Origin of the sequence: Achromobacter sp. GbtcB20 (assembly GCF_019091095.1) — a bacterium.
Classification (GTDB): domain Bacteria; phylum Pseudomonadota; class Gammaproteobacteria; order Burkholderiales; family Burkholderiaceae_B; genus Achromobacter; species Achromobacter mucicolens.
This window is the reverse complement of the sequence record NZ_JAGXJZ010000004.1, coordinates 203221-226923: the sequence shown is the minus strand read 5'-3', so window position 1 is coordinate 226923 and position 23703 is coordinate 203221. Positions and strand designations below refer to the sequence as shown.

The window sequence follows — 23703 nt, the reverse complement described above, 5'->3', positions numbered from 1 at the left end:
CAGAGGAGAGTGCAATGCAAACCGTCCTGCAACTACATGTGCCGCCGAAGCCGGATCCGATCCCGCCCGGCTCGCCGCCGGGGGACTTGCCGGTCGACCCGGATACCGATGAGCCGGACGTGGACCTGCCGCCGCTGTCCCCGCCCGTCAAGGAAATCGTGCCGCCGAAAGACGCCTGATCCTTCGCCCCTTCCACAACTCAAATCAATAAATCCAAGGAGTCATTATGTCGACCATCCTGCTGATCATCCTGATCCTGTTGCTCATCGGCGCCGTCCCCGCCTGGCCTCACAGCCGTAGCTGGGGCTACTACCCGAGCGGCCTGTTGGGCATCGTTGTGATCGTGCTCATCGTGCTGCTGTTGATGGGACGCATATAGCGCCATGACACGCTGATGGCCGCCGGACGCCAGCGCGTCTGGCGGGCCGCCAGCAGGGCCCGGGGTGGCCGTGCCGTCCTGGCGCGCGCGCCGCGTCGGGCGTAAGATCTGCGGGTTTCAGCAGCAACCCACCTAGATCCCGCAGCCCCATGAGCATCCCCTTACTCATCCTGATCGACAGCGTTCAGGACTATCTTCCCGTCATCGAATCCCAGGGCTTCCGCCCGATTCTCGCCACCACCGACCAGACCCGCGCGCAAGCCATCCAGGCGCATGGCGGGCAGATCCGCGCCGTCCTGACGCGTGGCGCCACTGGCCTGCGGGCCGACGAAATGGCCGCGCTGCCGAACCTGAGCATCGTTTGTTCGCTGGGCGTCGGCTATGAAAACATCGATCTCTTGGCGGCTCACGCGCGCGGCATCGTCGTGACCAACGGCCCGGGCGCCAATGCGGTTTCCGTTGCCGACCATGCGATGGCGCTGCTGTTGGGCGCCGCGCGCCGACTGCCGCAGGCGGACGCCTGGGTGCGGCAGGGTCACTGGAGCGGCTTCATGGGGCCGCAGGTCAGCGGCAAGCGTCTGGGCATTTTGGGCCTGGGCACGATCGGCCTGGAAATCGCGCGCCGCGGCGCGAATGGATTCGGCATGAGCGTCGGGTATTACAACCGCCGCGCCCGGCCGGAGTCGGGCTACACCTATTTCGACAACCCCCGCGCGCTGGCCGCGGAATCGGACTTTCTGGTGGTGGCCACCCCGGGCGGCGCCGGCACGCATCACCTGGTTGACGCCAATGTGCTGGAGGCGCTGGGTCCGGATGGATATCTGATCAATATCGCGCGGGGCAGCGTGGTCGATACCAACGCGCTGATCGCGGCGCTGGCCGAGCGGCGCATCGCGGGCGCGGGCCTGGACGTGGTGGACGGCGAGCCGTTCATACCCGATGCGCTCAAGCAACTGGACAACGTGGTGCTGACGCCGCACAGCGCGGGCCGCTCGCCTGAAGCCGTGGCCGCCACGGTTGCGCTGTTCTTGGAAAACGCCACGGCGCATTTTGCGGGCAAGCCGGTGCTGACGCCGGTTCGCGACGCGCAGCCCGAGGCGGCCTGATACTGCTCCCGGCCGAAATGCACCGAAGCCGCGCCCGGTGAGGGGCGCGGCTTCGTGTGGGCGGGCAGGGGATGCGCGTTAGTGCGAGAACATGATGGGCACGGTCATGCTTTTAAGGATGGAAGCGGTGGCGCCGCCCATGGCCCATTCCCGGAACTTGCTGTGGCCGTACGCGCCCATGACGATCAGGTCCGCGCTGTAGTCCGCGGCGGCATTCAGGATGGTGCTGCCCACGCCGACGCCCTTGATGTCGCGGCGCACGTGATCGGGCGCGGGGATGCCATGCGCAACGCAATAGCTGGCCAGGTCTTCGAAGGGGATGGATTCGACATTGCGCGTGGCGGCCCCTTCGTCCATGGTCAGCACGACCACATGCGAGGCGCCCTGTAGGAGCGGTGCCGCATTGGCCAGCGCGCGGGCGGCTTCGCGGCTGCCGTCCCAGCACAAGAGGACCCGCTCGCCGACCACCGGAAAATCACCGCTGGACGGCAGCACCATGACGGGGCGGCCGGCGGTCAGCAAGGTTTGTTCAACGAATTCGTTTTCGTGCGCGGCTTCGACGTCGTCGCGGTTTTGCTGGCTGACGATGAGGAGGTCGCTGGCCCGGCCGTGCAGGGCAACGGTGGCGCTGGGCGAGGATTCGCCGGCCCGGACGACGGCTGGCACGTCGGCGGCCGCTGCCGCTTCCAGAAAGGCGTTCTGTACCGCACCCCGATTCTGTGCCTGCAGGTTCTTCATGATGTTCAGCGTGCGCGACATCATGACGGATTCGCCGTAGTAGTACTGCGGCGGCGCGGAGCTGGCGTAGACCCCCACCAGTTCGGCCTTGTGGCGCTTGGCCAGTCCCAGCGCCAGCGCGGTGCGGCGGGTGCAGTCAAACCCGTGGTCCAGGTGGACAGTAATGCGGCGGTACATGGTGGGCCTCCTTGGTTAAAAGCGTGCCATGTCCGTATGGTTGCCGTTTCGCCCGCGGGCTCCATTGATGCGCGTCAAACCTGTCTGAGTTTGGCCTCGCCGGCGCAATGAGAGACCGTTAATGCGCCGCGTCGTCGCGCTGCACGCGTTCGCGCAGTTGCCGGATCTGGCGCGCCTGCTGGGCGATGCGGTCCAGCGGAGCGGCGAGCGCCGGTTCGGCGTCGGCGATGACCGGCGGGACGCCGATGCGGCGTGCGTCTCCGGGCGGGGTGGGGCCTTCGGGGTGCAGCACGTGCGCAAGCCTGGCGCCGTAGTCGCGCAGCGCGGCGGCCGCCGCTGACGCCGGGGGCAGCGCTGGCTGGATTTCCAGCACCGTGCCCGCCGCCGTGATGCGGCGCATGGCGTTGAGCAGGTTCACCGCGGTGTCCACGTTGCGCTCGCGATGCACCGGATTCTGCTGAAGCCGCTGGAGGGAAGCCTCGGCGTTGTCGGCCGACAGGCAGGCAAGCCTGCGCAGGCCGACGATGTCCTGCGAAGACGCGTCGCCGCTCTTTTCCTGCGTGAGGGCCAGCGCGTAGTCCGCGTGCCGCTGCAGCGCGCGCGCCAGGGCGCCGGCAAGCTGCCGCGGTTCCTTCTCGGGCCAGACCAGAAAGCCCACCAGCAGCGCCAGGATGCCGCCCAGGACGCTGTTGAACGCGCGTAGCGCGGCCAGCATGGGCTCGTAGATCTCGGGCTGCTGGATGTGGCTGACCAGCACGAACTGCGAGGTGAGGAAAAAGGTGAAGAGCGCGTAATGGATGGTGCGCGCGGCAAACGTGCCCAGCGCGATCGGCAGCACCGCCAGCGCCACCGACAGCGGCGTGCTGAGCAGAAGTCCCAGCAACGAGGCGCCGATGGCGCCCGCCACGCTGCCGATCACGCGCTCGACGGTGCGTTGCCAGGTCGTCGCGAAGTACGGCTGCAGGATGAAGACCAGCGTCAGCGACATCCAGTAGCCGTGGTTGACGGCAAAGGTCTTGGACAGCGCGACGGCAATGGTGGCGCCCACGCCGACGCGAAACGCATGGCGGAAGGCATCGGATTCGAACCGCAGGTTCTGGCGCAACGTTTGCCAGGCCTGTTGCGCGCCGCTTGCGTCGCGGGCGCGTTGGGCGGGCGCGGCGGGCGCGGCGCCCTGGTCGAAAAGGGTGTGGGAGACCGCCTGAGCGGTGTGCAGCAGGCGGTCCAGCACCGGCACCACGGTGGCCAGGTCGGGCGCGTAGGCCATGGCGCCGCCGCGCAGATCGCGCAGCCCGGCGTTGTAGTGGGCCAGGCGCTCGCGCAGGCAATCGGCCTGCTTGGCATCGCTGACGTCGGAGGTGCTGGCGATGGCGTTGCAGACGCTGGCGTACCGGTGCAGGGCGTGCGACAGGTGGGCGCCGGCGCTGCGGCCCAGCCAGCGCGGCGCGTTCGATTCCAGCAGGTCGGCCGCCGCGACCAGTGCGATGAAACTGTCCTCGGCGCTGTCCAGCAGGTACATCAATTGATGCGCGCGGGCCCGGCGCGACGGCCGGGCATCGAGCACTTCGCGGATGCGGACGCGAGCAGCTTCAAGTGCGGCGCGCTGGGCGCTGCGCTGGGGCTTGACGACGGCGGTCCAGGCTTGTTGCCCCGCGGCGGGCGCCAGGCCCGAATACATGCGAGCCAGCGCGTCGGAAAAATCGGCCAGCCCCCGGTAGCAGTGCGCGACCGCATGGGTTGCGTCCTTCCAGGGACGGCGGCGCCAGACGAGCGCCGTCATCTGGATGGCCCAGACCGCGCCCGCCAGGAAGAACAGCGTGTACCAGAGGCTTTCCATCAGCGTCGGCGCGGGCAGCTCGGCGGCCACGACGAAGCCGGCCGACAGCAGGGTGCCCACGATGGCGGCGGCCGGTCCCAGCACGCGGAGCAGCCCGCCGAACGTGCAGCAGACAAACGTAAGCGGCAACAGCAGCCAGAGGTGCGCCGCGCTGGCGCTGGCCAGCAGGCAGAACAGGGCGCCGATCAAGCCCAGCGCCAGCATCGATCCCGCGCGCTTGCGCAAGGGGCCGCCTGGGTCGCCGAAGCAGGCCCAGAACGCCGCGATGGCGGTCCAGCCCAACCGGGGTTCGTGCACCAGCACGGCAAGGATGACGGGGGCCGCGCTGATGGCGGCGGCTTGCAGGGCGTCGAGCCACAGCACATTGCGCAGGGAAGCGCGCCAACGAGTAAGCAGACTAGTCACGCGGAGAGGGGAAATACAGCGGAAATGGAACGCGGGCCGGGCCCGAAGACGGCAACCCTACCATGTCGACAAGACACCGTCAGGCCCGAGTTGCAGCGTGCCCGCGATACCTCGTGAAACATGAATTTCCGCACCTTAACACCTCTGGTTACATGTGTGTGACTTTATGGCGGAGTGAGCGCAGAATGCCCGAATATCGTGTCCCGATCTGCGCCCGGACAGCGCAGGCATCACGTCGGAGCGCATCTGGAGCAAGCCATGATCAACACTGAGCCTTGCCAAAATTCCGTGGTCAGCGATGCGGAAATTACCGCCATGATCACTAGCCGGGACGGGCTGCGCGTGCTCCTTCAGCCGCAAGTGGACCTGCTGACGGGCCGGATCGTATCGGCCGAAGCATTGGTCCGATGGCAGCATCCGCAACTGGGCTTCGTGATGCCGTCGGACTTCATCCCGGCCGTGAACCGGCTAGGGCTGGACTGCATGCTGTTCGAGCGCGTCTGCGTGCGGGTCATCGATGCGCTCCAGGCACTGCGCCGTTTGGGGTTGGCGGTGCCGCTGGCGATCAATGCGCCGGCCACCACGCTTTCCGAGACGCGCTGCATCGATTTCCTGCTGGATCGCGTGCGGTCCGCGGAATTGCCCCCCTCGCTGGTGCGCGTGGAATTGACCGAAGACCAACCCATCCATGATCTGGACGTGCTGCGCGCGTCGCTGCTTCGGCTGGAAGAGGCGGGTTGCGAAGTCAGCCTGGACGATTTCGGCACCGGCCACGCGTCGCTCAAGCTGCTGTCGGCGCTTCCGCTGTCGGAGGTGAAGATCGACCAGTATTTCGTGACGCGGATGCGCCGCAGCACCGTGGCTTTTGAAGTGCTGCGCACCGCCGCGGAGCTGGCTACCCGGCTGGGCTGGCGCGTGGTGGCCGAAGGGGTGGAAAACGTCGCTGACATTCCCGCGCTGCGTGCGGCGGGATGCCGGTACGGGCAGGGCTTTTCGCTGGGCCGGCCCATGCCGCTGGACGAACTGATCTTGCGCCTTCGGACGCAACGCGACGGTGGCGAGCCGCTGGCCGCGCCTGCCGCTTATGCGTCGTCGTGGCTGGATGCCTTCGACGGGCCCAGCCAGGAAACTGAGCCCACGCGCCCCGTCATCTTGCGCACGGTGGCGTAGTCGCCGCCGCCTCACCTCGTCCTGCGCGAGCGTAGTTTTTACCGACCGCCGCGGGGATTGCCCAGCCCCGGCCCCGTCCCCTGAAAATGCTTGCCCTGGACCCGCCCGCCGCGCCTCGGCTGGGCACGCCGGTTGCTCTGGTATCTGGGCGGAATATCTCCGCTTACTAGGAGACTTGTAATGGCCAACCAGAACCAACCCGACCAGCAGAAGCAACCGCAAAAGCAACAGTCCCAGGAAAATCCGCGGGACCGCAACCAGTCGCCGGGTCAACAGCCCGGACAATCGGGTCAGCAAATGGAGAAAGACCGGAATCAACAAGGTCAGACTTCAGGCCAGCAGAACAGGACCCAGCGCTAAACGCGTTGGCTACGCCAGCCGCGTCACCAGCGCGCGGTTGTCTGCGTAGTGCCTGACGGCCCCGGCCGCGCCTCCTCCGTGGCGTATCCGGGGCCGAATTGCGCTTGAAAGGCCGTCCCGCGCTCACGAAGACAGGCACAACGCCGCGGGGCCGTCGCGCAACACTTCCGATACCGGCAGCAGGCCATCGGCGCCCGCGCGCACCCGGCGCCCGGTTAGCGCGTCGTGCCAGGACAGAATCGGGCTTGCCGCCGGCAACCGCAGCGCCGTATCGCCCCAGAACGCTCGCGCCTCGCCCGGCTGGCCGTTTACATAGCCGGTCAACCGCAACGCGCAGGTGCGCGCCCCGACGATAAGGGCCGACTGACCCTCATGTTGGCGCACATAGGCCAGCACATGGTCCGCCTGGCTGCCTTCGGCTTGCAGGGCGTGCAAGGTGCCTGCCGCAAACGGCGCGGGGATTCGCTGGCGGGCAAGGAGTAGGCGGTGAATCAGGGCCTGTTTGACCGCGCCCGTTCGCCAAGCTGATTCCGACAGGTCCATGGCCACCTCGCGCGACCCGTCGGCCAGCAGCCGGGCGCGCAGGCCGTAGTCGACCGGCCTGCGGTTGTCCGGGTCGACGAGGCTGAAATCCCAAAGCTCCGTACCCTGATAGAGGTCCGGCACGCCCGGCAACGTGCAGCGCAGCAGCGTCTGGGTAAAGCTGTTCACCATGCCGGCGGGTGCGATTTCCAGCGCAAAGGCCGCCATGCTGGCCAGCACGGCGCGGCCGTCGGCGTCGTGGCCCAGCCAGGCGAGGCACGCCTTTGCGGCCGCTTCGTACGCCGGGTCCTGGTCGGTCCAGCTGGTGTGCAGCTTGGCTTCCCGCAGCGCCTTTTCCTGCCATTGGGCGACACGGTCCAGCCAGGGTTGCAGGCGGTCGGCCGGCCAATCGGACGGGTCGGCGCGCCAATCGCAGGGCCAGGCGCCGACCAGGGTCTGGATGAGCATGTAGCGGTCGGCACGCGTCAAGCCGGCAGGCATGGCGTCGATCCAGCCGCGCGCCGCTTCCAGCCAGCGCTGCGGCATCTCCGTCAAGACGGCAAGGCGGGCCCGCGTGTCTTCGCCGCGCTTGTGATCGTGCGTGGCGGTGGCCAGCATGGCGCGGGGATGCGTTCGGGCTCGGGCGGCACAGGCCTGAAAGAACTCGTCGCCGGACAGGCAGAAGCGCGCGGGCGACGCGCCGACCTCGTTGCGCGACAGCAGCGGCCCGTAGCGGTAGAAAAGCGTGTCCTCCAGCGCCTTCGCGGCCAGGGGCGGCGTCAATTGCTGAAAGCGCCGCAGTGCAGTGGCGTGTTCCGGCTGGCCATTGAACCATTCGGCGATCTGCGCCAGCAGCGTGGCGTCTGCCGAACCCTCGCGGGCCGCCAGCGCCAACGCCGCGCCCTGAACGGCGGTGTTGCGCCGATGCGCGTCCGCCGGGTTGCTGCCCTCGTCCTCGGCGTAAGTGCGGTAGACGGGAAAGGCCGCCAGCAGGGCGCTCAGCGCGCGGTCGATCGCGGTTGCGGTCCAGTCGCGCGTGCGCACGTCCTGACTGGCGATCTGTTCAAGGCAGCCGACCAGCGCCTGCCGTTCGGCGGGGAAGTGCCGCACCAGCATGCGCACACGCGCCGCGCGTAGCTGCTCGGCAGCGTCGCGGTCGTCGCCGGTCAATTCTTGCCAGAATGTGCGCAGCGGCGCCTCGCCCTGCGGGTCATGCAGCACGGCGCTCACCTGGTCCATGAAGTCGTAGCCCGTGGTGCCGTCGGTCTGCCAGCGAGGATCCAGCGCCTCGTCATGCGCCAGGATCTTCTCCACGACCAGATACGGTTGGTCCTGGCGCAGCGCCGCGGGCCGGCTGGCGTTGGCTTGCGCCAGACGCGCCGACAGCCGCCGCAAGTACCCGCCGGGCGACGCCAGCCCGTCGATGTGGTCGATGCGCAGGCCGTCCAGCACGCCTTGGGCGTACAGGCGCAGGACAAGCGCATGGACGGCGTCAAAGACCGCCTCGTCCTCGACACGCACGCCGACCAGTTCGCTGATTTCGAAGAAGCGCCGCCAGTTGATCTGGTCGGGCGCGGTGCGCCACCACGCAAGGCGGTAGTGCTGGCGTTCCAGGAGTTCATGCAGACGCTGGCGGCCGGGCGCCTCGGCGGGGTCGTGTTCGCGCAGCCACGCCTCGCGTGCGGCGCCGCGCGGCACGGACGACGGCGTCAGCGGATAGCGCTGGCCATGCACGTCCAGCTCGGGGGCGGCGGCATCCGGGTCCCATTGCGGCGTGATCGCGCCGCGCTCCAGGGACGCGCCGTACGGGTCGCCCAGCACGGGCAGCAGGACCTTGTTGCGCAGCGCCGGCGCGGGACGATTCCAGTCGATATCGAAGTAGGCCGACCACGCGCTTGCCGCGCCGTTGGCTAGCACGTCGCGCCACCACGCGTTGGTGGGATGGGCCGCCATGTGGTTGGGCACGATATCCGCGATGAGGCCCAGGCCGCGTGCCCGCGCAGCGCTGGCCAGCCGGAGCAGGGCGGGTTCGCCACCCAGTTCCGGGCTGACCACGGCGTGGTCGATGACATCGTAGCCGTGCGTGGAGCCCGCTCGCGCGCGGGTGATGGGCGACAGATACAGATGGCTGACCCCCAGGTCCGCGTAGTAATCCACCTGGGCGCACGCGTCGTCGAGTGTGAAGCCTGCGTGCAATTGCAGCCGGGCGGTGGCTTGCGGTGTGCTCAAGATTGTCTCCTTCCGGCGCGCGCGGCATCCAGGCGGGCCTGCGTGGCGGGATCGGCAAAGGTCGCGCGGATGCTCAGCGGCAACCGTTGGCACCAATTGGGGTGGGTGTCGATGGTGCCGGGCAGGTTCGGCTGGTCCAGTACGCCGGCAACGTCTTCCATCGGAATCAACATCAGCGGGCACGGGCTGGAGGACACGAACTGCAGAAGCGCGGGCACCGGCGCCTCGGCGGGCGGCGTTGCCAGGCTTGGATCCAGCGCCCGCGAAAGCAGCTCGCGGTCCAGCGCCCGTTCGGCGCGAAGACTTTCCTCGCTGTCGTCGGCGCCCAGCAGACCCAGTTTGACGCGCCAGTCGATGTCGCGCTCGTCCCACCAGCCGCGCAGGGTGGGCAAGTCATGCGTCGTCGTCATGGCGACCGCGTTGCGCGGCCACTCGGCGGGCGTCGTGAAACCGGCCGGGGCGTCGGGACCCGGCTGGGCGTCCGGCGCCTGACGCATGAACCAGAGCACGTTCATGCCGAGCACGCCATTGTCCTTGAGCCGGTCATCAAAGCCCTCGGGCACGGTGCCCAGGTTTTCGCCAATGGCGCAGGCGCGATGGCGCCAGGCCTCCAACGAGATCAGCGCAAGCATGTCGTCCAGCGGATAGCGCAGGTAGGCGCCATCGGCGGGCGACGCGCCCTCGGGCACAAGCCACAGACGCGCCATTCCAAGGATGTGGTCGATGCGCACGCCGCCGGTATGCGCCAGCACGGCGCGCAGCATGTCGATGAAGGCAGCGTAGCCCTGGGTGTGCAGCGCGCGCGGCGAGAAGGCGGTCAGGCCCCAGTACTGTCCGAGGGGGTTGTAGATGTCGGGCGGCGCGCCCACGGACATGCCGCGCATGAGGTCGGCCTGGCGGCTCCAGGCGTGGCTGCCATCCGGACTGGCGCCCACGGCCAGATCGGCGAGCAGGCCCAGCCGCATGCCGGCCTCGCGGCCCGCGGCATGCGCCGCAGCCAGGCTCTCTGCCGCCAGCCACTGCGCGAATTGGTGAAAGTCTACGTCCAGCGCATGGTCCTCAGCAAAGCGTTGGACCTGCGACGAGGTGGGATCGCGCAGGGCGGCAGGCCAGCGCTGCCACGCAGGGATCGACCCGCCGGGCGCGCGTTGCGCCGCATGCAGCGCTTCAAAGATCGCGTGGTCGCGCAGGGCCTGGCCGCGCTCAGTGCAAAATTTCGCATAGCGCGCCCGCTCACTGACACCGCCATGGGTGGCGAATTCGGCATGCAAGGACCGCAGCGCTTGCAAGCGGATCGCCGCGGCCGCCGGCCAGTCGATGCGCGCTAATCCGTCCAGCGCGGTCAACGCCGCGGGGGCGACGCCGGCCAGCGCGCGCTGCAGCGCATCCTGGCCCAGCACGGGGGCGGGATCGGCGTACAGCACGTTCAGGAACAGGCGGTTGGACGGCGAATACGGGCTGGATCGCTCGGGTTGCGCGGCGTACATCGCGTGAACCGGGCTGATGGCAAGCATGTCGGCGCCTTGCTCGGCAGCGGCCACCGCTAGTTCGCGCAGCGCGCCAAAATCGCCGAAACCGTGCGTGCGCGGCATGTCGGCGCGCGCGTCCTGGCGCAGGCTGTAGACCTGTGCGGCCAGACCCCAACAGCGCGGGCTGGCCGCGCCGGTCAGGTCGGCGAGGCTCGGGGCCTCCCGCGGCGCCACCGCCAGCGTGGCCTGCGCCGACGTCAACAGCAGCCGGTGGTAGCCGGGCTCGTCGGGCGCCACCAGGAACGGGATGCCGTCCGCGCCCGCCTGAATATGGCCGTTCAGGATGTGGCCGGATTCGCACAGGATGCGATAGGGGCCGCGGGCAGTCTTGGGCAGCGGCGTGCGGGCGTTGCACCGCGTCACCAGCATGGGCGGCAGCGCGTCCGCCGCCTGTTCCGCCAGGCGCTGGCGGCTGTCGGCGATGTCCCGGGACGTCTCTGCCGGCAGGTCCATCGCAGCCAGCAGCGCGCGCAAGGTTTCCGGCGCGACGCGCTGCGGGCGCTGGCGCGCATCGGTCCAATGCTCCGCGATGCCGGCCTCGGCGGCAAGCGCGGACAGGCCATCCGGCTCGGCACTGGTGCGCTTCATGCCGCGTCCTCCAGCAGCCAGACGGTGCTGTCCGGGCACAGTTCGCCTTGTGCGAGCCGGTCCCGTCCGCCCGCGGGCGATTCGAACAGCAGGGTCGCGAACACGTCCGGACCGGGCATGAGCGAATCGGGCACGGTCTGAGGATTGGGCCCCAGGTTCGCGTAGACCGTCAGGCGGGCGCCATCGGCCAATTCCCAGCGTGCGAACACACTGCGGTCGCCCACCGCCGCGGCGCCCAGGCTGACCGCGCCCGCCAGCCGCGGCGCGATCATGCGCGCGCGCAATTGCAAGAGCGCCGTGTAATCGCGCATCCACTGGGCCGCATCTGGCTCGTCCTGCCAGGGATAGCTGGCGTGGTAGGTGGACGCGTCGTTCGGATCGGGCAACTGCGCGGCCGGGGAATCGCCGGCGAACTCGGGAAAGGCCGAAAATTCGCGTTGCCGGCCGTCGCGCACCGCCTGCGCCAGTTCGGGATCGGTGTGGCTCGTGAAATACAGGAACGGCGCGCGCGATCCGCGTTCCTCGCCCATGAAGATCAACGGGATCTGCGGCGCCAGCAATTGCAGCGCGACAGCCGCACGCAGACGCTGGGGGTTGTCCACCAGCTCGGTCAGGCGTTCGCCGCGCGCGCGGTTGCCGGTCTGGTCATGGTTCTGCAAGAACAGCACGAAGGCGGTGGGCGGCAGGTCGGCGCTGCGCTCGCCACGCGGCTGGTTGCCCCGATAGGCGGAGGGTTGGCCCTGATACACCCAGCCTTCGGCCAGGCAGCGCGCCAACGCCTGCGCGGGCGCTTCGGCGTAGTCGGAATAGTAGCCGCGCGATTCGCCGGTCAGCAGATGGTGCAGCACATGGTGCGCATCGTCGTTCCATTGCGCCTCGAAATCGCCGCGCAGCAGGCTGGCCCGGTTGTCGTCGTTTTCGACGACGAGATGCACGTGGCGCTCGGCCGAGACGTTGTCGCGCACGAAACCGGCCAGCTCGTGCAGCCACTCGTGTCCGGCGATGGCATGGACAGCGTCCAGGCGCAGGCCGTCAAAGCGGTACTCGGTCAGCCAGTACAGCGCGTTTTCCTTGAAGAAGGCGCTGACGGCCGCCTGCCGGAAGTCGATGGCAGCCCCCCACGGCGTGTCGATATCGGTGCGAAAGAAGGGCGCGGCATAGGCCGACAGGTAATTGCCGTCCGGGCCGAAGTGGTTGTAGACCACGTCCAGCATCACGCCCATGCCCAATCCATGCGCGGTGTCGATCAGGTTCTTCAGATCGTCGGGCGAACCGTACGCGGTGTCGGGCGCATACGCCAGCACGCCGTCATAGCCCCAGTTCCGCTCTCCCGGAAAATCGGCGATGGGCATGAGCTCCAGCATGGTGATGCCCATGTCGGCCAATTCGGGCAGCCGCGCGATCAGGCCCGCGTAGCCGCCCGCCAGTCCCGCGTGGACTTCGTAGATGACGGTGTCTTCCCACGGGCGGCCGGTCCATTCCGGGTGGCGCCAGCGGTACGCGCCGGGCGCGACGACAACGCTGTCGCCATGCACGTCGCCGTCCTGCAGACGTGATGCAGGATCGGGTATGACGGTGCCGTCGTCCAGCCGATAGTGGTAGCGGGCGCCCGCCGGGCAGTCCACATCGGCTTGCGCAAAGCCGTCCGGGCCGGGCCGCATCGGAATCGGGGGATGGCCCTCGACCTCCAGCACGAGACCGGGCGGGGCGCTCGGCGCCCACAGCCGAAAGCGGGTGACGCCGCTTTCCAGCGGCAAGGCGCCGAATGAGTACGGATGCGTCATGTCGCCTCTCCCGGTTCCGCCCGCTGTCCCATCAAGACAAGACTATGAGGCGCAACCGTCACCGTCGGCTCGTCCCATGGCGCGGGCTCGGCCGGCTTGTCCGAGTCCAGTTCCAACGACCAGGCGAAGCCGGCTTCGGGCAGTGTGAAGGTCACGGCTTCGTGCGTGGGGTTCATCAGCAACAGCGTCACGTCGGCGCCGCCCTCGGGGCGCAGCGCGGCGCGGCGCAAGCCCATGACGCGCTCCTGTTCGGCGTCCCACGCCGGGCCCTCCAGCGGCGCGCCCGATGCGTCGAACCAGGAAATGGCCGGGACGCCCGGCAGAATTTCCTGGCCCGCATCGCCATAGCGGGCGCTGCGTACGCTGGGATGCGCGCGGCGCAGGGCCGTCAGGCGGCCCACAAAGCGGCTGAGCGCCCGGCCGGCATCGCTTTGGGCCTGTGTCCAGTCCAGCCAGGAAATGGCGTTGTCCTGGCAGTAGGCGTTGTTGTTGCCTTCCTGGCTGTTGCCGAATTCATCGCCCGCCAGCAGCATCGGCGTGCCGTCGGACAGCATGGCCGATCCCAGCAGCGCGCGTTGAACGCGGCCGCGCGTCTCCAGAATCTGCGGATCGTCTGTCGGCCCTTCGGCGCCCCAGTTGTGGCTGAAGTTCTCGGAATGGCCGTCATTGCCGTCCTCGCCATTGGCCTCGTTGTGGCGGCCGTCGTAACTGACGATGTCGGCCAGCGTGAAGCCGTCGTGCGAGGCCACGTAGTTGACGCTGGACCAGGGGCGGCGATGGCGGCGGTCGAAGATGTCGCGCGACCCGCACAGCCGCGCCGCCATCTCGCCGCGCATGCCTTCATCCCCGCGCCAGAAGCGGCGCGTGGTGTCGCGGAACTTGTCGTTCCATTCCGCGAACCCGGGCGGGTGATTGCCCAGCTGGTAGCCGTCCGGGCCGATGTCCCACGGTTCGGAGATGAGCTTGAGCTTGGACAGCACCGGATCCTGCAGGATCACGTCGAAGAATCCCGAGCCGGGGTCGTAGCCGTTGCCCTCGCGGCCCAGCGTCACGCCCAGGTCGAAGCGAAAGCCGTCCACCCCGTAAGAGGTGGCCCAGTACCGCAGCGAGTCGGTCACCATCTGCAGCACCCGCGGGTGCGACATGTTGACCGTGTTGCCGCAGCCCGTGTCGTTGATGTAGTAGCGCTCTTGCCCCGGCATCAGGCGGTAGTAGCTGGCGTTGTCCAGGCCGCGCCAGGAGAGCGTCGGCCCCATTTCGTTGCCTTCGCAGGTGTGGTTGTAGACCACGTCCAGGATCACCTCGATGCCCGCCGCGTGCAGACGGCGGATCGCCAGCCGCAATTCGTTGGGATGCTGCATGAGGTACGCCGGTTCCGGGGCGAAGTAGGACAGGGTGCTGTAGCCCCAGTAGTTGCGCAGCCCGCGCTCGGTCAGGAAGTGGTCCTGCAGGAAGGCATACACCGGCAAGAGTTCCACCGCCGTCACGCCCAAACGCTGCAGATGCTCGATGAAATGCGGATCGGCCAGGGCCGCGCAGGTGCCGCGCAGCGGCTGGCGCAGGTCCTCGCGCTGCATCGACACGCCGCGCAAGTGGACCTCGTAGATCGTCGTGTCGTTCCAGGGCGTGTCCGGGGCCTTGCTGTTGCCCCAGTTGAACGGCACCTCATCGGCCACGATGGCCTTGGGCATGGCGGGGGCGCTGTCGCGGCGGTCAAAGCTCAGATCCTGCCGCGAATGATTCATGCGGTAGCCAAAGAGCGCATTGCTCCAGTGCAGCGGGCCGCTCAGCTGGCGCGCATAGGGATCCAGCAGAAGCTTGTTGGGGTTGAAGCGGTGCCCATTTTGCGGATCGTACGGGCCGTGGGCGCGGTAGCCGTAGAGCAGGCCGGGCTGCGCATCCGGCAGGTAGCCGTGCCAGATTTCGTCCGTGCACTCCGGCAGGTCGAAGCGGCGCAATTCCTTGCGCCCCTTGGGATCGAAGATGCACAGCTCGATACGGGTGGCGTGCGCGGAGAACACCGCGAAGTTCACGCCCAGGCCATCGCTGGTGGCGCCCAGCGGTTGGGGCTGGCCGCCGGTGATTCGGGTCAGTTGGGACGGATCCATGGATTCAGCCTTCGTGCATCAGGAAGAGAGTCGAGAGGGGCGGCAGGGTGAGCGACAAGGCCTGCGGCTGCCCGTGGGCAGCCATGTCGCCGGTGTTGGCCCCGCCCTGGTTGCCCTGGCCGGACCCGCCGTACTGGGACGCGTCGGTGTTCAGCAGTTCAGCCCAGCGGCCGGCCCGAGGAACCCCGATGCGGTAATCGTGCCGGGTGACCGGCGTGAAATTCGACACGGCCAGCACGTGCTGCTGGCCGTCGGTGCGGATGAAGGCGACGACGCTGTTGTCCTGGTCGTCCATGATCGTCCACGCGAACCCCGAGGGGTCCGCGTCTCGCGCATGGAGGGCCGGGAGGTCGCGATACAGGCGGTTCAGGTCGGCCACCAGACGCTGCATGCCCAGATGGCCCGCGTCGTCCAGCAGGTTCCAGTCCAGCGTAGCGTCGTGGTTCCATTCGGTGGGCTGGGCCAGCTCGCCGCCCATGAACAGCAGCTTCTTGCCGGGATGCGCCCACATGAAGCCGAAGTACGCGCGCAGGTTGGCCAGCCGCGCCTGCTTGTCGCCGGGCATCTTGCCCAGCAGCGACCCCTTGCCGTGCACCACCTCGTCGTGCGACAGCGGCAGGATGAAGCGCTCGCTGTACGCGTACACCATGCCGAACGTGATGTCGTGGTGGTGGTAGCGGCGATGGATCGGATCCTGCGCCAGATAGCGCAGGGTGTCGTGCATCCAGCCCATGTTCCATTTGTAGTGGAATCCTAGACCGCCTTCGGACACGGGCGCGGTCACGCCCGGCCACGCGGTGGACTCTTCGGCAACCATGATGGCGTCCGGCACCTCGTGGCGCACGGTGTCATTCAGCTCCTGCAGAAACTGGACCGCCTCCAGATTCTCGCGGCCGCCATAGCGGTTAGGTATCCATTCGCCGGGCCGGCGGCTGTAGTCGCGGTAAAGCATCGACGCCACCGCATCCACACGCAACCCGTCGATGTGAAAGCGCCGCAGCCAGTGCATGGCGCTGGCGATCATGAACGCCTTCACCTCGTTGCGCCCCAGGTTGTAGACCATGGTGTGCCAGTCGGGGTGATAGCCCTCGCGCGGATCTTCGTATTCGTACAGCGAGGTCCCGTCGAAGGTGGCCAGGCCATGCGCGTCGTCGGGAAAGTGCGCGGGCACCCAATCCAGGATGACGCCGATGCCGGCGGCGTGGCAGCGGTCGACGAACCGGGCGAAGGCCTCGGGCGGCCCATAGCGCGCCGTGGGCGCGAACATGCCCAGCGGCTGGTAGCCCCACGAGCCGCCGAACGGATGTTCCATGATGGGCATCAGTTCCAGATGCGTGAAGCCCATGGCGCGGGCATAGCCCGGCAGCTTGTCGGCCATCTGGTCCCAGGCGCAGGGACCCGCTTCCACACTGGCCCACGAGCCGGCGTGGACCTCGTAGATCGACACGGGCGCGCTGGGAGACTGGCGCGCCCCGCGCGCCTGCATCCAGTCGTCGTCGGACCAGGCGTAGGGCGCGGGATCGTCCACGATCGAGGCCGTGGCGGGCGCCAACTCGCTGCGGCGCGCCATCGGATCGGCCTTCAAGAATTGATTGCCGTTGCGGTCGGTGATGGCGAACTTGTAGCGGTCGCCAGGGCGTACGCCGGGAATGAAAATCTCCCACACCCCCGCTGCGTGGCGCAGACGCATGCCGTGGCGGCGCGGGTCCCAGCCATTGAAATCGCCGGCCACCGCAACCCGCCGGGCATTGGGCGCCCAGACTGCGCAGCGCAGGCCGCTGACGCCGTCCACCTCGACCAGGTGCGCACCGAGGGCCTCGCCGGCCTCGCGCCACGCGCCTTGGGCCAGGCGCTGCAGCGTGGCGTCATCCAGCAGAGCGCCGAAGGCATAGGGATCGGCGGTGACCTGTTCGGCCGCGGGCCAGCGGATCGCCAGGCGGTAGGACGCCCCGTCGCCGGCCTGCGCGTACGTCACGCGGCCGACGTAGAGACCCTGCGCCTGTTCCTCCAGGGGCGTGCGATCGCCATCCTGATCCAGGACCGCCACGGCCGAGGCCCCGGGAACGAAGACGCGTACCCAGCCGTCGTGCGGTCCCAGCACCCCGAAAGGGTTGTCATGCAGCCCATGGGCCAGCGCGGTCAGCTCCTGCGCGTCGATGTGGCCGTCGGTGGCAGCGGCGGGAGAGGCAAAGCCTGCGGTCATGACGTTTTTCCTTCGGCATCGATGGCGGCCGACAGCAGGACGCCGCGCGCCAGTTCGGTCAGGGCGCACAGGGGAATCGAAATCCAGTCGGGCCGGTGGGCCGCTTCGTAGCTGACCTCGTAGGCGGCTTTCTCCAGTTGCGCCAGGATCAGCAGCGTATCCTCGCGATCCCCCGAGGCGGCAAGGTCTCCGCCGCGCACACTGGTGTAACCCTGCAGGAACGCGTCCGAGGCCCGCTGGCGGAAACGCGCCAGCAGGGCGTCGCGCTGTTCGGCCGGTGCAACGGGCGGCGCGGGCACGTCGTCCGCACCCGCATTGGCGTCCAGATGCGCGCCACCGATCAGGTCCGTCCGCGCAATCGACGCCGCCGCATAGTCAAACGAGCGCAACATGCCGGCCACGTCCTTGTACGGAGAAGCGAGCGATCGCCGCACTTCCAGGCTGCTGATCGGCTCACCTTCGAAGTCGATCAGGTAGGCGTCGGTCTGCGCGACCAGCACCTGGCCCAGGTGGAAGTCGCCGTGTATCCGCAGCCACGGCGCGCCCACCTCGGCCTGCGCCATCTCGGCGACGCGCTTGGCCAGGCGCTCGTGATGCTCGAAGAACCACTCCGCGCAGGCATGCGACGGCTCTTCAAGCTTGTCCAGCGTTGCGCGCAGATTCTTTTCGGCGCGGTCCAGCAGCGCAAGCACCTGCTCGGCCCGCTTGTCCGCATCCGTCTGGCTGGCGGCTCGCGACTGGAAGTCTGCATCATCGGTTGGCGCGGCCAGCAGCGTGTGCATCTGGCCCAGCCGTTCTCCGATGGTGCCGGCCATGACGGCGTAGCCTTCCAGGGTTTCCTCGAACTCCTCGGGCGAGCTGCCAACCAACAGGGCATTGGCCAGCGTGCGCTTCAGGTAGTCCAGCGTCCAGCTCCAGGCATCGCCCTCATTGGAGACGTAGCCGTGCGCGACCGCCAGCGTGTGCACGACGCCCTCCGCGTCGACGCGCTGCACCTCGCCCAGCAGCGGTGGAATGTTCCCGTAGCCGGCCCGCGTCAGGTAGCGGGTCATCTCGGCTTCGGGCGACAGGCCCGGCTGCACGCTGCGGATCAGCTTCAGGATGACGGCATTGCCGACGATGACCGAGCTGTTGGACTGTTCGCCCGACAGCCAGTGCATGTCGAGGTCGCCGTCGAAATCCATGCCGGCCAGCCCCGCCTCGGGCAGAAAGCGGATCACGCCCGGCTTGTCGCCCGGCTTGCCGCCGCTGCGTCCGTCGAGTTCCGCGCTCGCCTGCATAGCGCGGAGCGTGCTGCGCACGAAGCCCGGCTGCAGGAAGGCGTCGGCCAGGACGCCCACTTCGGCGCCGCGGCGCACGCGGGCAATGGCGTACTGGATGACGGCGGTCTCGTCCCAGACCAGGACAAAGGGCGCTTGCGCGCGCATGCCCGTCGTACCGTCCTCCGGCTCGATCTCGGCCCAATAGAATTCCCCGTCGGCCGAGGCGAACGGCGTGGCGTAGGCCAGACGTGCGCGGGCCGGCGCCTCCGACCCCGGATACCAGCGCTGGCGCGCCAGATATTGCGGCAGGATCTCGCGCTCCAGCGTGGCGCGGGACGCGTCGGTCAGCGCCGCGCCGCCCCGATTCTTGAGCACCAGGGTAATCAGTTCGGGCATCTGGGCGGGCGCCGTCGCGTGCCATCCGGGCGGCGCGGCGTCCTGGCTCAGGTCCATCCAGTAAAAGCCGTAGGGCGGCAGCGTCAGTAGATAGGGCAGTTCGCCGATCGCGGGGAAGGGCGTGCCACCCAGCATTTCCACGGGTACCCGGCCCGAGAACTCCTGCATGTGCAGCTCGACCGGTTGGGCCGCATTCGACAGGTTCGCCACGCACAGGATGGTCGTGTCTTCCCACTGACGCAGGTAGGCCAGGATCTTGCGGTTGCCGGCATAGATGAAGCGCAACGTGCCGCGGCCGAAGGCGTGGCTCTGCCCGCGCTGCGCCAGGAGCCGCCGCGTCCAGTTCAGCAGCGAATGCGGGTCGCGCTGCTGCGCCTCGACGTTGACGGCCTCGTAGCCGTACAGCGGGCCCATCAGCACGGGCAATGGCAGCCGTTCGGGATCGGCGCGCGAAAAGCCGCCATTGCGGTCGGGCGACCATTGCATCGGCGTGCGCACCCCGTCGCGGTCGCCCAGGTGGACGTTGTCGCCCATGCCCAGTTCGTCGCCGTAGTACAGCACCGGCGTGCCGGGCATCGAGAGCAGCAGGCTGTTCATCAGCTCGACACGGCGCCGGTCGCGTTCGAGCAGCGGCGCCAGCCGGCGGCGGATGCCCAGGTTGATGCGGGCGCGCGGCTCGGCCGCGTACACGTTCCACAGGTAGTCGCGCTCGCGGCTCGTCACCATCTCCAGCGTCAGCTCGTCGTGATTGCGCAGGAAGATGGCCCACTGGCAGGTGGGCGGAATATCGGGCGTCTGGCGGATGATGTCGGTGATCGGAAAGCGGTCTTCCTGCGCGATGGCCATGTACATCCGCGGCATCAGCGGGAAGTGAAAGGACATGTGGCATTCGTCGCCCGCGCCAAAATACTCCTGCGCGTCCTCGGGCCATTGGTTGGCTTCGGCCAGCAGCAGGCGGCCGGGGTACTCGGCCTCGATCACCGCCCGGATCTGCTTGAGCACGTCATGCGTCTCGGGCAGATTTTCGTTGTTGGTGCCTTCGCGCTCGACCAGGTAGGGCACCGCGTCCAGGCGCAGCCCGTCCACGCCCATGTCCAGCCAATAGCGCATGACGGACAGCACTTCCTTGAGCACCTGCGGGTTGTCGTAGTTCAGATCGGGCTGGTGCGAATAGAAGCGGTGCCAGAAGTACGCGTTGGCCACCGGGTCCCAGGTCCAGTTCGACTTCTCGGTATCGCAGAAGATGATGCGCGTGCCGGCGTACGCCTTGTCGTTGTCGGACCAGACATAGAAGTTGCGCGCCGCCGACCCGGGCTTGGCCGCACGGGCGCGCTGGAACCACGGGTGCTGGTCCGACGTGTGGTTGACCACCAGTTCGGTAATGATGCGCAGGCCCCGGGCATGCGCGGCCCGGATCAGCTTGCGCACGTCGGCGATGGTGCCGTAGTCCGAGTGCACGCCGCGGTAGTCCGCGATGTCGTAGCCGTCGTCGCGGCGGGGAGACGGGTAGAAGGGCAGCAGCCAGATGGTGTTCACGCCCAGGCTGGCGATGTAGTCCAGCTTGGAAATCAGGCCGGGCAGGTCGCCAACGCCGTCGCCGTTCGAGTCGAAGAACGACTTGACGTGAAGCTGGTAAATGACGGCGTCCTTGTACCAGAGGGGATCATCCTGAATGGGTTGGGCTTTACTCATCATGGCGTTGGGCGCGGGCTTCATCCATGCAGCGAAAGCCGCCACACGCGATAGGGTTGGTCGGGGGTCAGCGTCAGGCTGCGGTGCTTCTGATGCCAGGTCTCGCGGGTTTCGGTCAGCAGGTCTTCGGCGGACAGCTGACCGGCGTCCGATTCGCCGAACAGCCAGAACGGCGCCTCGACGCGCGTCTCCTGCGCCTGGAACGGATCCAGGCTGATGACTGCCAGCACCACGTTGCCGTGGCCTGGCGTGGACTTGTAGAAAGCCAGCACCCGGTTGTTGCTGCTGGCGGCCAGCGTCAGGCCGCGATGCGTCTGCAATGCCGGGTTGGCGCGCCGGATCTGGTTCAGGCGTGTGATCTCGGCCCGGATGTTGCCCGGGGCGTGCCAGTCGCGCTGGCGCAGTTCGTACTTCTCGGAGTCCAGGTACTCTTCCTTGCCCGGCAGCGGCGCGCCTTCGCAGAGTTCAAACCCGCTGTACACGCCCCACAGTCCCGAGCCCAGCGCGGCCAGCGCCGAGCGGATCAGAAAGCCCGGGCGTCCCGAGGTCTGCAGGAAGAACGGGTTGATGTCCGGGGTGTTCACAAAGAAGTGCGGGCGGAAGAAGTCGGCCGCCGGCGGCGACGAAATCTCCTGCAGGTAGGCTTCCAGCTCGGCCCGCTCGTTGCGCCACGTGAAGTACGTGTACGACTGCGTGAAGCCGATCTTGGCCAGCCGGTACATCATCTTGGGGCGGGTGAAGGCCTCGGACAGGAAGATCACGTCCGGATGCTGCGCGTGGACTTCGCAGATCAGCCACTGCCAGAACGGCAGGGGCTTGGTGTGGGGGTTGTCCACGCGAAAGATGCGCACGCCGTGATTCACCCAGAACAGCACCACGTCGCGCAGCGCGCGCCACAAGCCCAGCTTGCGGCCGCGGCGGTTCTGGCCGCCGTAGAAGGACACGTTGACAATGTCCTCGTACTTTTTCGGCGGATTCTCGGCGTAGCGCATCGACCCGTCCGGCCGCCACGAGAACCAGTCCGGATGCTGCGTCAGCCACGGATGATCCGGCGAACACTGGATGGCGAAGTCCAGCGCAATCTCCATCCCATGCTGAGCGGCCGCATCCACCAGGTTCAGGAAGTCGGACAGGGTGCCCAGCGCGGGCTCGATGGCGTCGTGGCCGCCGCTTTGCGCCCCGATGGCGTAGGGACTGCCCACGTCGCCCGGCTCGGCGCGCAGGCTGTTGTTGCGGCCTTTGCGGTTGCGCTGGCCGATCGGGTGGATGGGCGGCATGTACAGCACGTCAAAGCCCATCTCGCGGATGTCCGGCAGCCGCGCGACCACGTCGTCGAAGGTGCCGTGGCGCCCGGGCTCGGCCGCCTGCGACCGGGGGAACAGTTCGTACCAGCTGGAATGGACGGCCTGGCTGCGGTCCACCCAGACCGGGTAGGCCGTGGCGGTGACCGCTTCGAACGGGTGGTCGTCAAGCGCGTGCATGGCGTGCGCCAACGCCGGGTCCAGCAGCACGTCGACCTGCGCCTGCGTCGGCGGGACCGGATGGGTCAGGTCGGCGTCCGCGAAGGCCGCCAGCGCACGGCGCACGGGCTCGGCATCCGCGCCGGCGGGCGAGCCGGCGTCGGCGCGCGCCAGGGCGTCGCGCAGCAGTGCGAGGCCTTCGTGGATCTCCAGGCTGATATCGCGGCCCGCCTGGTGCTTGACCTCGATGTCATGGGTAAACGTATGCCAGGCGTCGAACCAGGCGGCCACGACGAATTCATGGGCCCCGACGCGGCGAGGGCGGAATGCGCCTTCCCAGCGGTCGTTCAGGCCGCGCGTCATCGGCACCGTGTGCCAGCGCGCCTCGTCCTTGGCGCGCCAGCGCACCTCGGCGGCGAGTTGGTCGTGGCCGTCCATGAAGATGTCGGCCTGCACGGCGATGCGCGCGTGCGGGATGGTCTTGACCGGATAGAGGCCGCCATCCACGGCAGGGCTGATGTTCTCCAGCGCGACGCGCTGGTTGGCCAGGTCGTCGGCGCGCGTCCGGTGGTGACGCACGGCGTCGCGGACCGGCTGGGTGGGTTGGAACATCAGCAACGCGCAGTCGCCCGCGGCCAGGGAGTCGGCCTGCCTCTGCAAACCCGCGGGCGGCGTGAACGGGACGAGATCGGCCGGCGGCAACATTGGCGCCAGGGCATCCCAATCCACGCCCGCATGCTGCGTGGGCGACGGATTGACCGCAAGCGCCAATGTCGCGCCATCGCCCGCATCGCGCAGCATCACGGTGCAGCTGCCGTCCCGGCCGCCCAGCAAACACAACGGACCCTTCAGCCGGGAGCCGTCGAACCAGGCGTTCACGGCTTGTACGTCCGGCAGGCGATGTTCGTCCTCGTCCGTCAGCATGAGTCCATCGCCCGACACCGCCGCGCTCCAGAGCGCGCTTCGGCCGTATTCAGACGGCGACTGCGCGCCGGATTGCGGCGGGGCAGCAATGACTTCGCCAATGGCGCGCAGGCGCGCGTCCTCTTCCGCCAGCCACGACGACTTGAAGTCCCACCAGGGCAGGGAAGAAAATGCGGCGTCGAACGCCGCGTCCCGCAGGCCCGCCAGGTCGGCGGGCGACAGGCCGGGTGTCCAGGCCAACAGGCGCACATCCGGATTCTGCGCGCGCAACGCGGCCCCCAGTTCCCGCCACGCCTCTGCCGGCAGCCGGTGAGGCGCCTGGAACACCAGGCCCTTGACCCCGCTGCGCGTCCAGCCGAGCAGACGTGCCGTCCACGCCGGCAGAAAGCCGGCCGGCAGGGGGCCTTCAGGCAGGTGCAGCACCCCGCGCTCCTGCGGCGTCAGTCGCGGATCGCGCGCGGGTTCTTCGTGCAGCGACCGGTACCACCCGGGTTCGGCGGTGGTCGCCACGGCATGGCGCGCACTGCGGTCCAGGATCACGTCGACGAACAGCGATAACCCGTGGGTCGACAACTGCGCCGCAATCTCGGTGTACCACTGAGTGATCGGCGTGTCCTTGCCGTCGACGCGCGCGATGTCCGCATCGCGCGCGGCATTCGAGCCCGGTTCTGGCCCGGTCAGCCACGGCGCCGGCGCCAGCACGGCATTGAACCCGCGTTGCGCGAGGCGTTGGCACAGGGCCTGGAGGTCCGAGTGGCCCTCCGGCAGGCCAGAGCGGGCGTGATAAAGACGTAGCGGGGCGCGGGACGGCGCGGGGACGGTGGAACGGGGCAC

14 protein-coding genes are annotated in these 23703 nt (G+C 68.5%); 5 read left to right on the top strand and 9 right to left on the bottom strand.

The features are described 5' to 3' along the window. Nucleotides 1–14 precede the first annotated feature (14 nt). From KVT32_RS08435 to KVT32_RS08425, 3 genes are all read left to right on the top strand, one after another. Nucleotides 15–179 (top strand): hypothetical protein, encoded by a 165-nt coding sequence (locus KVT32_RS08435; protein ID WP_167427925.1) that lies wholly within the window; start codon nucleotides 15–17, stop codon nucleotides 177–179. Nucleotides 180–226: 47 nt separating this feature from the next. Beyond that, nucleotides 227–379 carry a DUF3309 family protein gene (locus tag KVT32_RS08430; RefSeq protein ID WP_076520934.1) on the top strand — a complete coding sequence of 51 codons (153 nt, stop codon included), beginning with the start codon at nucleotides 227–229 and terminating at the stop codon, nucleotides 377–379. 149 nt (nucleotides 380–528) lie between these two features. Continuing rightward, nucleotides 529–1485 carry a 2-hydroxyacid dehydrogenase gene (locus KVT32_RS08425; RefSeq protein WP_175155457.1) on the top strand — a complete coding sequence of 319 codons (957 nt, stop codon included), beginning with the start codon at nucleotides 529–531 and terminating at the stop codon, nucleotides 1483–1485. Between the two features lie 78 nt (nucleotides 1486–1563). Here KVT32_RS08425 and KVT32_RS08420 read toward each other — a convergent pair whose 3' ends face one another. Continuing rightward, nucleotides 1564–2400 carry a universal stress protein gene (locus KVT32_RS08420; RefSeq protein WP_217618023.1) on the bottom strand — a complete coding sequence of 279 codons (837 nt, stop codon included), beginning with the start codon at nucleotides 2398–2400 and terminating at the stop codon, nucleotides 1564–1566. 118 nt (nucleotides 2401–2518) lie between these two features. Beyond that, nucleotides 2519–4642, bottom strand: coding sequence for an FUSC family protein (locus tag KVT32_RS08415; protein WP_217618022.1), 2124 nt, complete (start codon nucleotides 4640–4642; stop codon nucleotides 2519–2521). A gap of 315 nt (nucleotides 4643–4957) precedes the next feature. Here KVT32_RS08415 and KVT32_RS08410 point away from each other — a divergent pair, with 315 nt between their 5' ends. Together KVT32_RS08410 and KVT32_RS08405 are read left to right on the top strand one after the other, a co-directional pair. Further along, on the top strand, nucleotides 4958–5812 hold the full coding sequence (locus KVT32_RS08410; RefSeq protein ID WP_254636814.1) for an EAL domain-containing protein: 855 nt from the start codon (nucleotides 4958–4960) through the stop codon (nucleotides 5810–5812). Nucleotides 5813–5992: 180 nt separating this feature from the next. Next, complete coding sequence (locus KVT32_RS08405) at nucleotides 5993–6172, top strand: hypothetical protein (RefSeq protein WP_056317712.1); 180 nt, start codon at nucleotides 5993–5995, stop codon at nucleotides 6170–6172. A gap of 123 nt (nucleotides 6173–6295) precedes the next feature. On the opposite strand, the gene treY is transcribed toward KVT32_RS08405, so the two are convergent. The 7 genes from treY to KVT32_RS08370 are packed head-to-tail and all read right to left on the bottom strand — an operon-like array spanning nucleotide 6296 to nucleotide 23703. Further along, complete coding sequence (gene treY, locus KVT32_RS08400; protein ID WP_152384415.1) at nucleotides 6296–8923, bottom strand: malto-oligosyltrehalose synthase; 2628 nt, start codon at nucleotides 8921–8923, stop codon at nucleotides 6296–6298. Continuing rightward, nucleotides 8920–11040: a 4-alpha-glucanotransferase gene (gene malQ, locus KVT32_RS08395; RefSeq protein ID WP_217618020.1), complete on the bottom strand. Its 2121-nt coding sequence runs from the start codon at nucleotides 11038–11040 to the stop codon at nucleotides 8920–8922. The genes treY and malQ overlap by 4 nt, the downstream gene beginning before the upstream one ends. Continuing rightward, complete coding sequence (gene treZ / locus KVT32_RS08390; protein ID WP_217618019.1) at nucleotides 11037–12824, bottom strand: malto-oligosyltrehalose trehalohydrolase; 1788 nt, start codon at nucleotides 12822–12824, stop codon at nucleotides 11037–11039. Before treZ ends, malQ begins: the two co-directional genes overlap by 4 nt. Then, a complete protein-coding gene (gene glgX, locus KVT32_RS08385; RefSeq protein WP_152384418.1) occupies nucleotides 12821–14932 on the bottom strand; it encodes a glycogen debranching protein GlgX in 2112 nt (703 codons plus the stop codon). Before glgX ends, treZ begins: the two co-directional genes overlap by 4 nt. A gap of 4 nt (nucleotides 14933–14936) precedes the next feature. Next, entirely contained in the window at nucleotides 14937–17135 is a 2199-nt protein-coding gene (gene glgB / locus KVT32_RS08380; protein ID WP_217618018.1) for a 1,4-alpha-glucan branching protein GlgB, read from the bottom strand. Then, nucleotides 17132–20509 carry a maltose alpha-D-glucosyltransferase gene (gene treS, locus KVT32_RS08375; RefSeq protein ID WP_371825573.1) on the bottom strand — a complete coding sequence of 1126 codons (3378 nt, stop codon included), beginning with the start codon at nucleotides 20507–20509 and terminating at the stop codon, nucleotides 17132–17134. The genes glgB and treS overlap by 4 nt, the downstream gene beginning before the upstream one ends. After that, on the bottom strand, nucleotides 20506–23703 hold the full coding sequence (locus KVT32_RS08370) for an alpha-1,4-glucan--maltose-1-phosphate maltosyltransferase (protein ID WP_217618017.1): 3198 nt from the start codon (nucleotides 23701–23703) through the stop codon (nucleotides 20506–20508). Before KVT32_RS08370 ends, treS begins: the two co-directional genes overlap by 4 nt.

Coding starts and splice junctions, on each gene's coding strand:
- KVT32_RS08420 (WP_217618023.1), bottom strand. CDS start 2,400: ATGTACCGCCGCATTACTGTCCACCTGGACCACGGGTTTGACTGCACC.
- treS (WP_371825573.1), bottom strand. CDS start 20,509: ATGAAGCCCGCGCCCAACGCCATGATGAGTAAAGCCCAACCCATTCAG.
- glgB (WP_217618018.1), bottom strand. CDS start 17,135: ATGACCGCAGGCTTTGCCTCTCCCGCCGCTGCCACCGACGGCCACATC.
- treZ (WP_217618019.1), bottom strand. CDS start 12,824: ATGACGCATCCGTACTCATTCGGCGCCTTGCCGCTGGAAAGCGGCGTC.
- KVT32_RS08435 (WP_167427925.1), top strand. CDS start 15: ATGCAAACCGTCCTGCAACTACATGTGCCGCCGAAGCCGGATCCGATC.
- KVT32_RS08425 (WP_175155457.1), top strand. CDS start 529: ATGAGCATCCCCTTACTCATCCTGATCGACAGCGTTCAGGACTATCTT.
- KVT32_RS08430 (WP_076520934.1), top strand. CDS start 227: ATGTCGACCATCCTGCTGATCATCCTGATCCTGTTGCTCATCGGCGCC.
- malQ (WP_217618020.1), bottom strand. CDS start 11,040: ATGAAGCGCACCAGTGCCGAGCCGGATGGCCTGTCCGCGCTTGCCGCC.
- KVT32_RS08405 (WP_056317712.1), top strand. CDS start 5,993: ATGGCCAACCAGAACCAACCCGACCAGCAGAAGCAACCGCAAAAGCAA.
- KVT32_RS08410 (WP_254636814.1), top strand. CDS start 4,958: ATGATCACTAGCCGGGACGGGCTGCGCGTGCTCCTTCAGCCGCAAGTG.
- glgX (WP_152384418.1), bottom strand. CDS start 14,932: ATGGATCCGTCCCAACTGACCCGAATCACCGGCGGCCAGCCCCAACCG.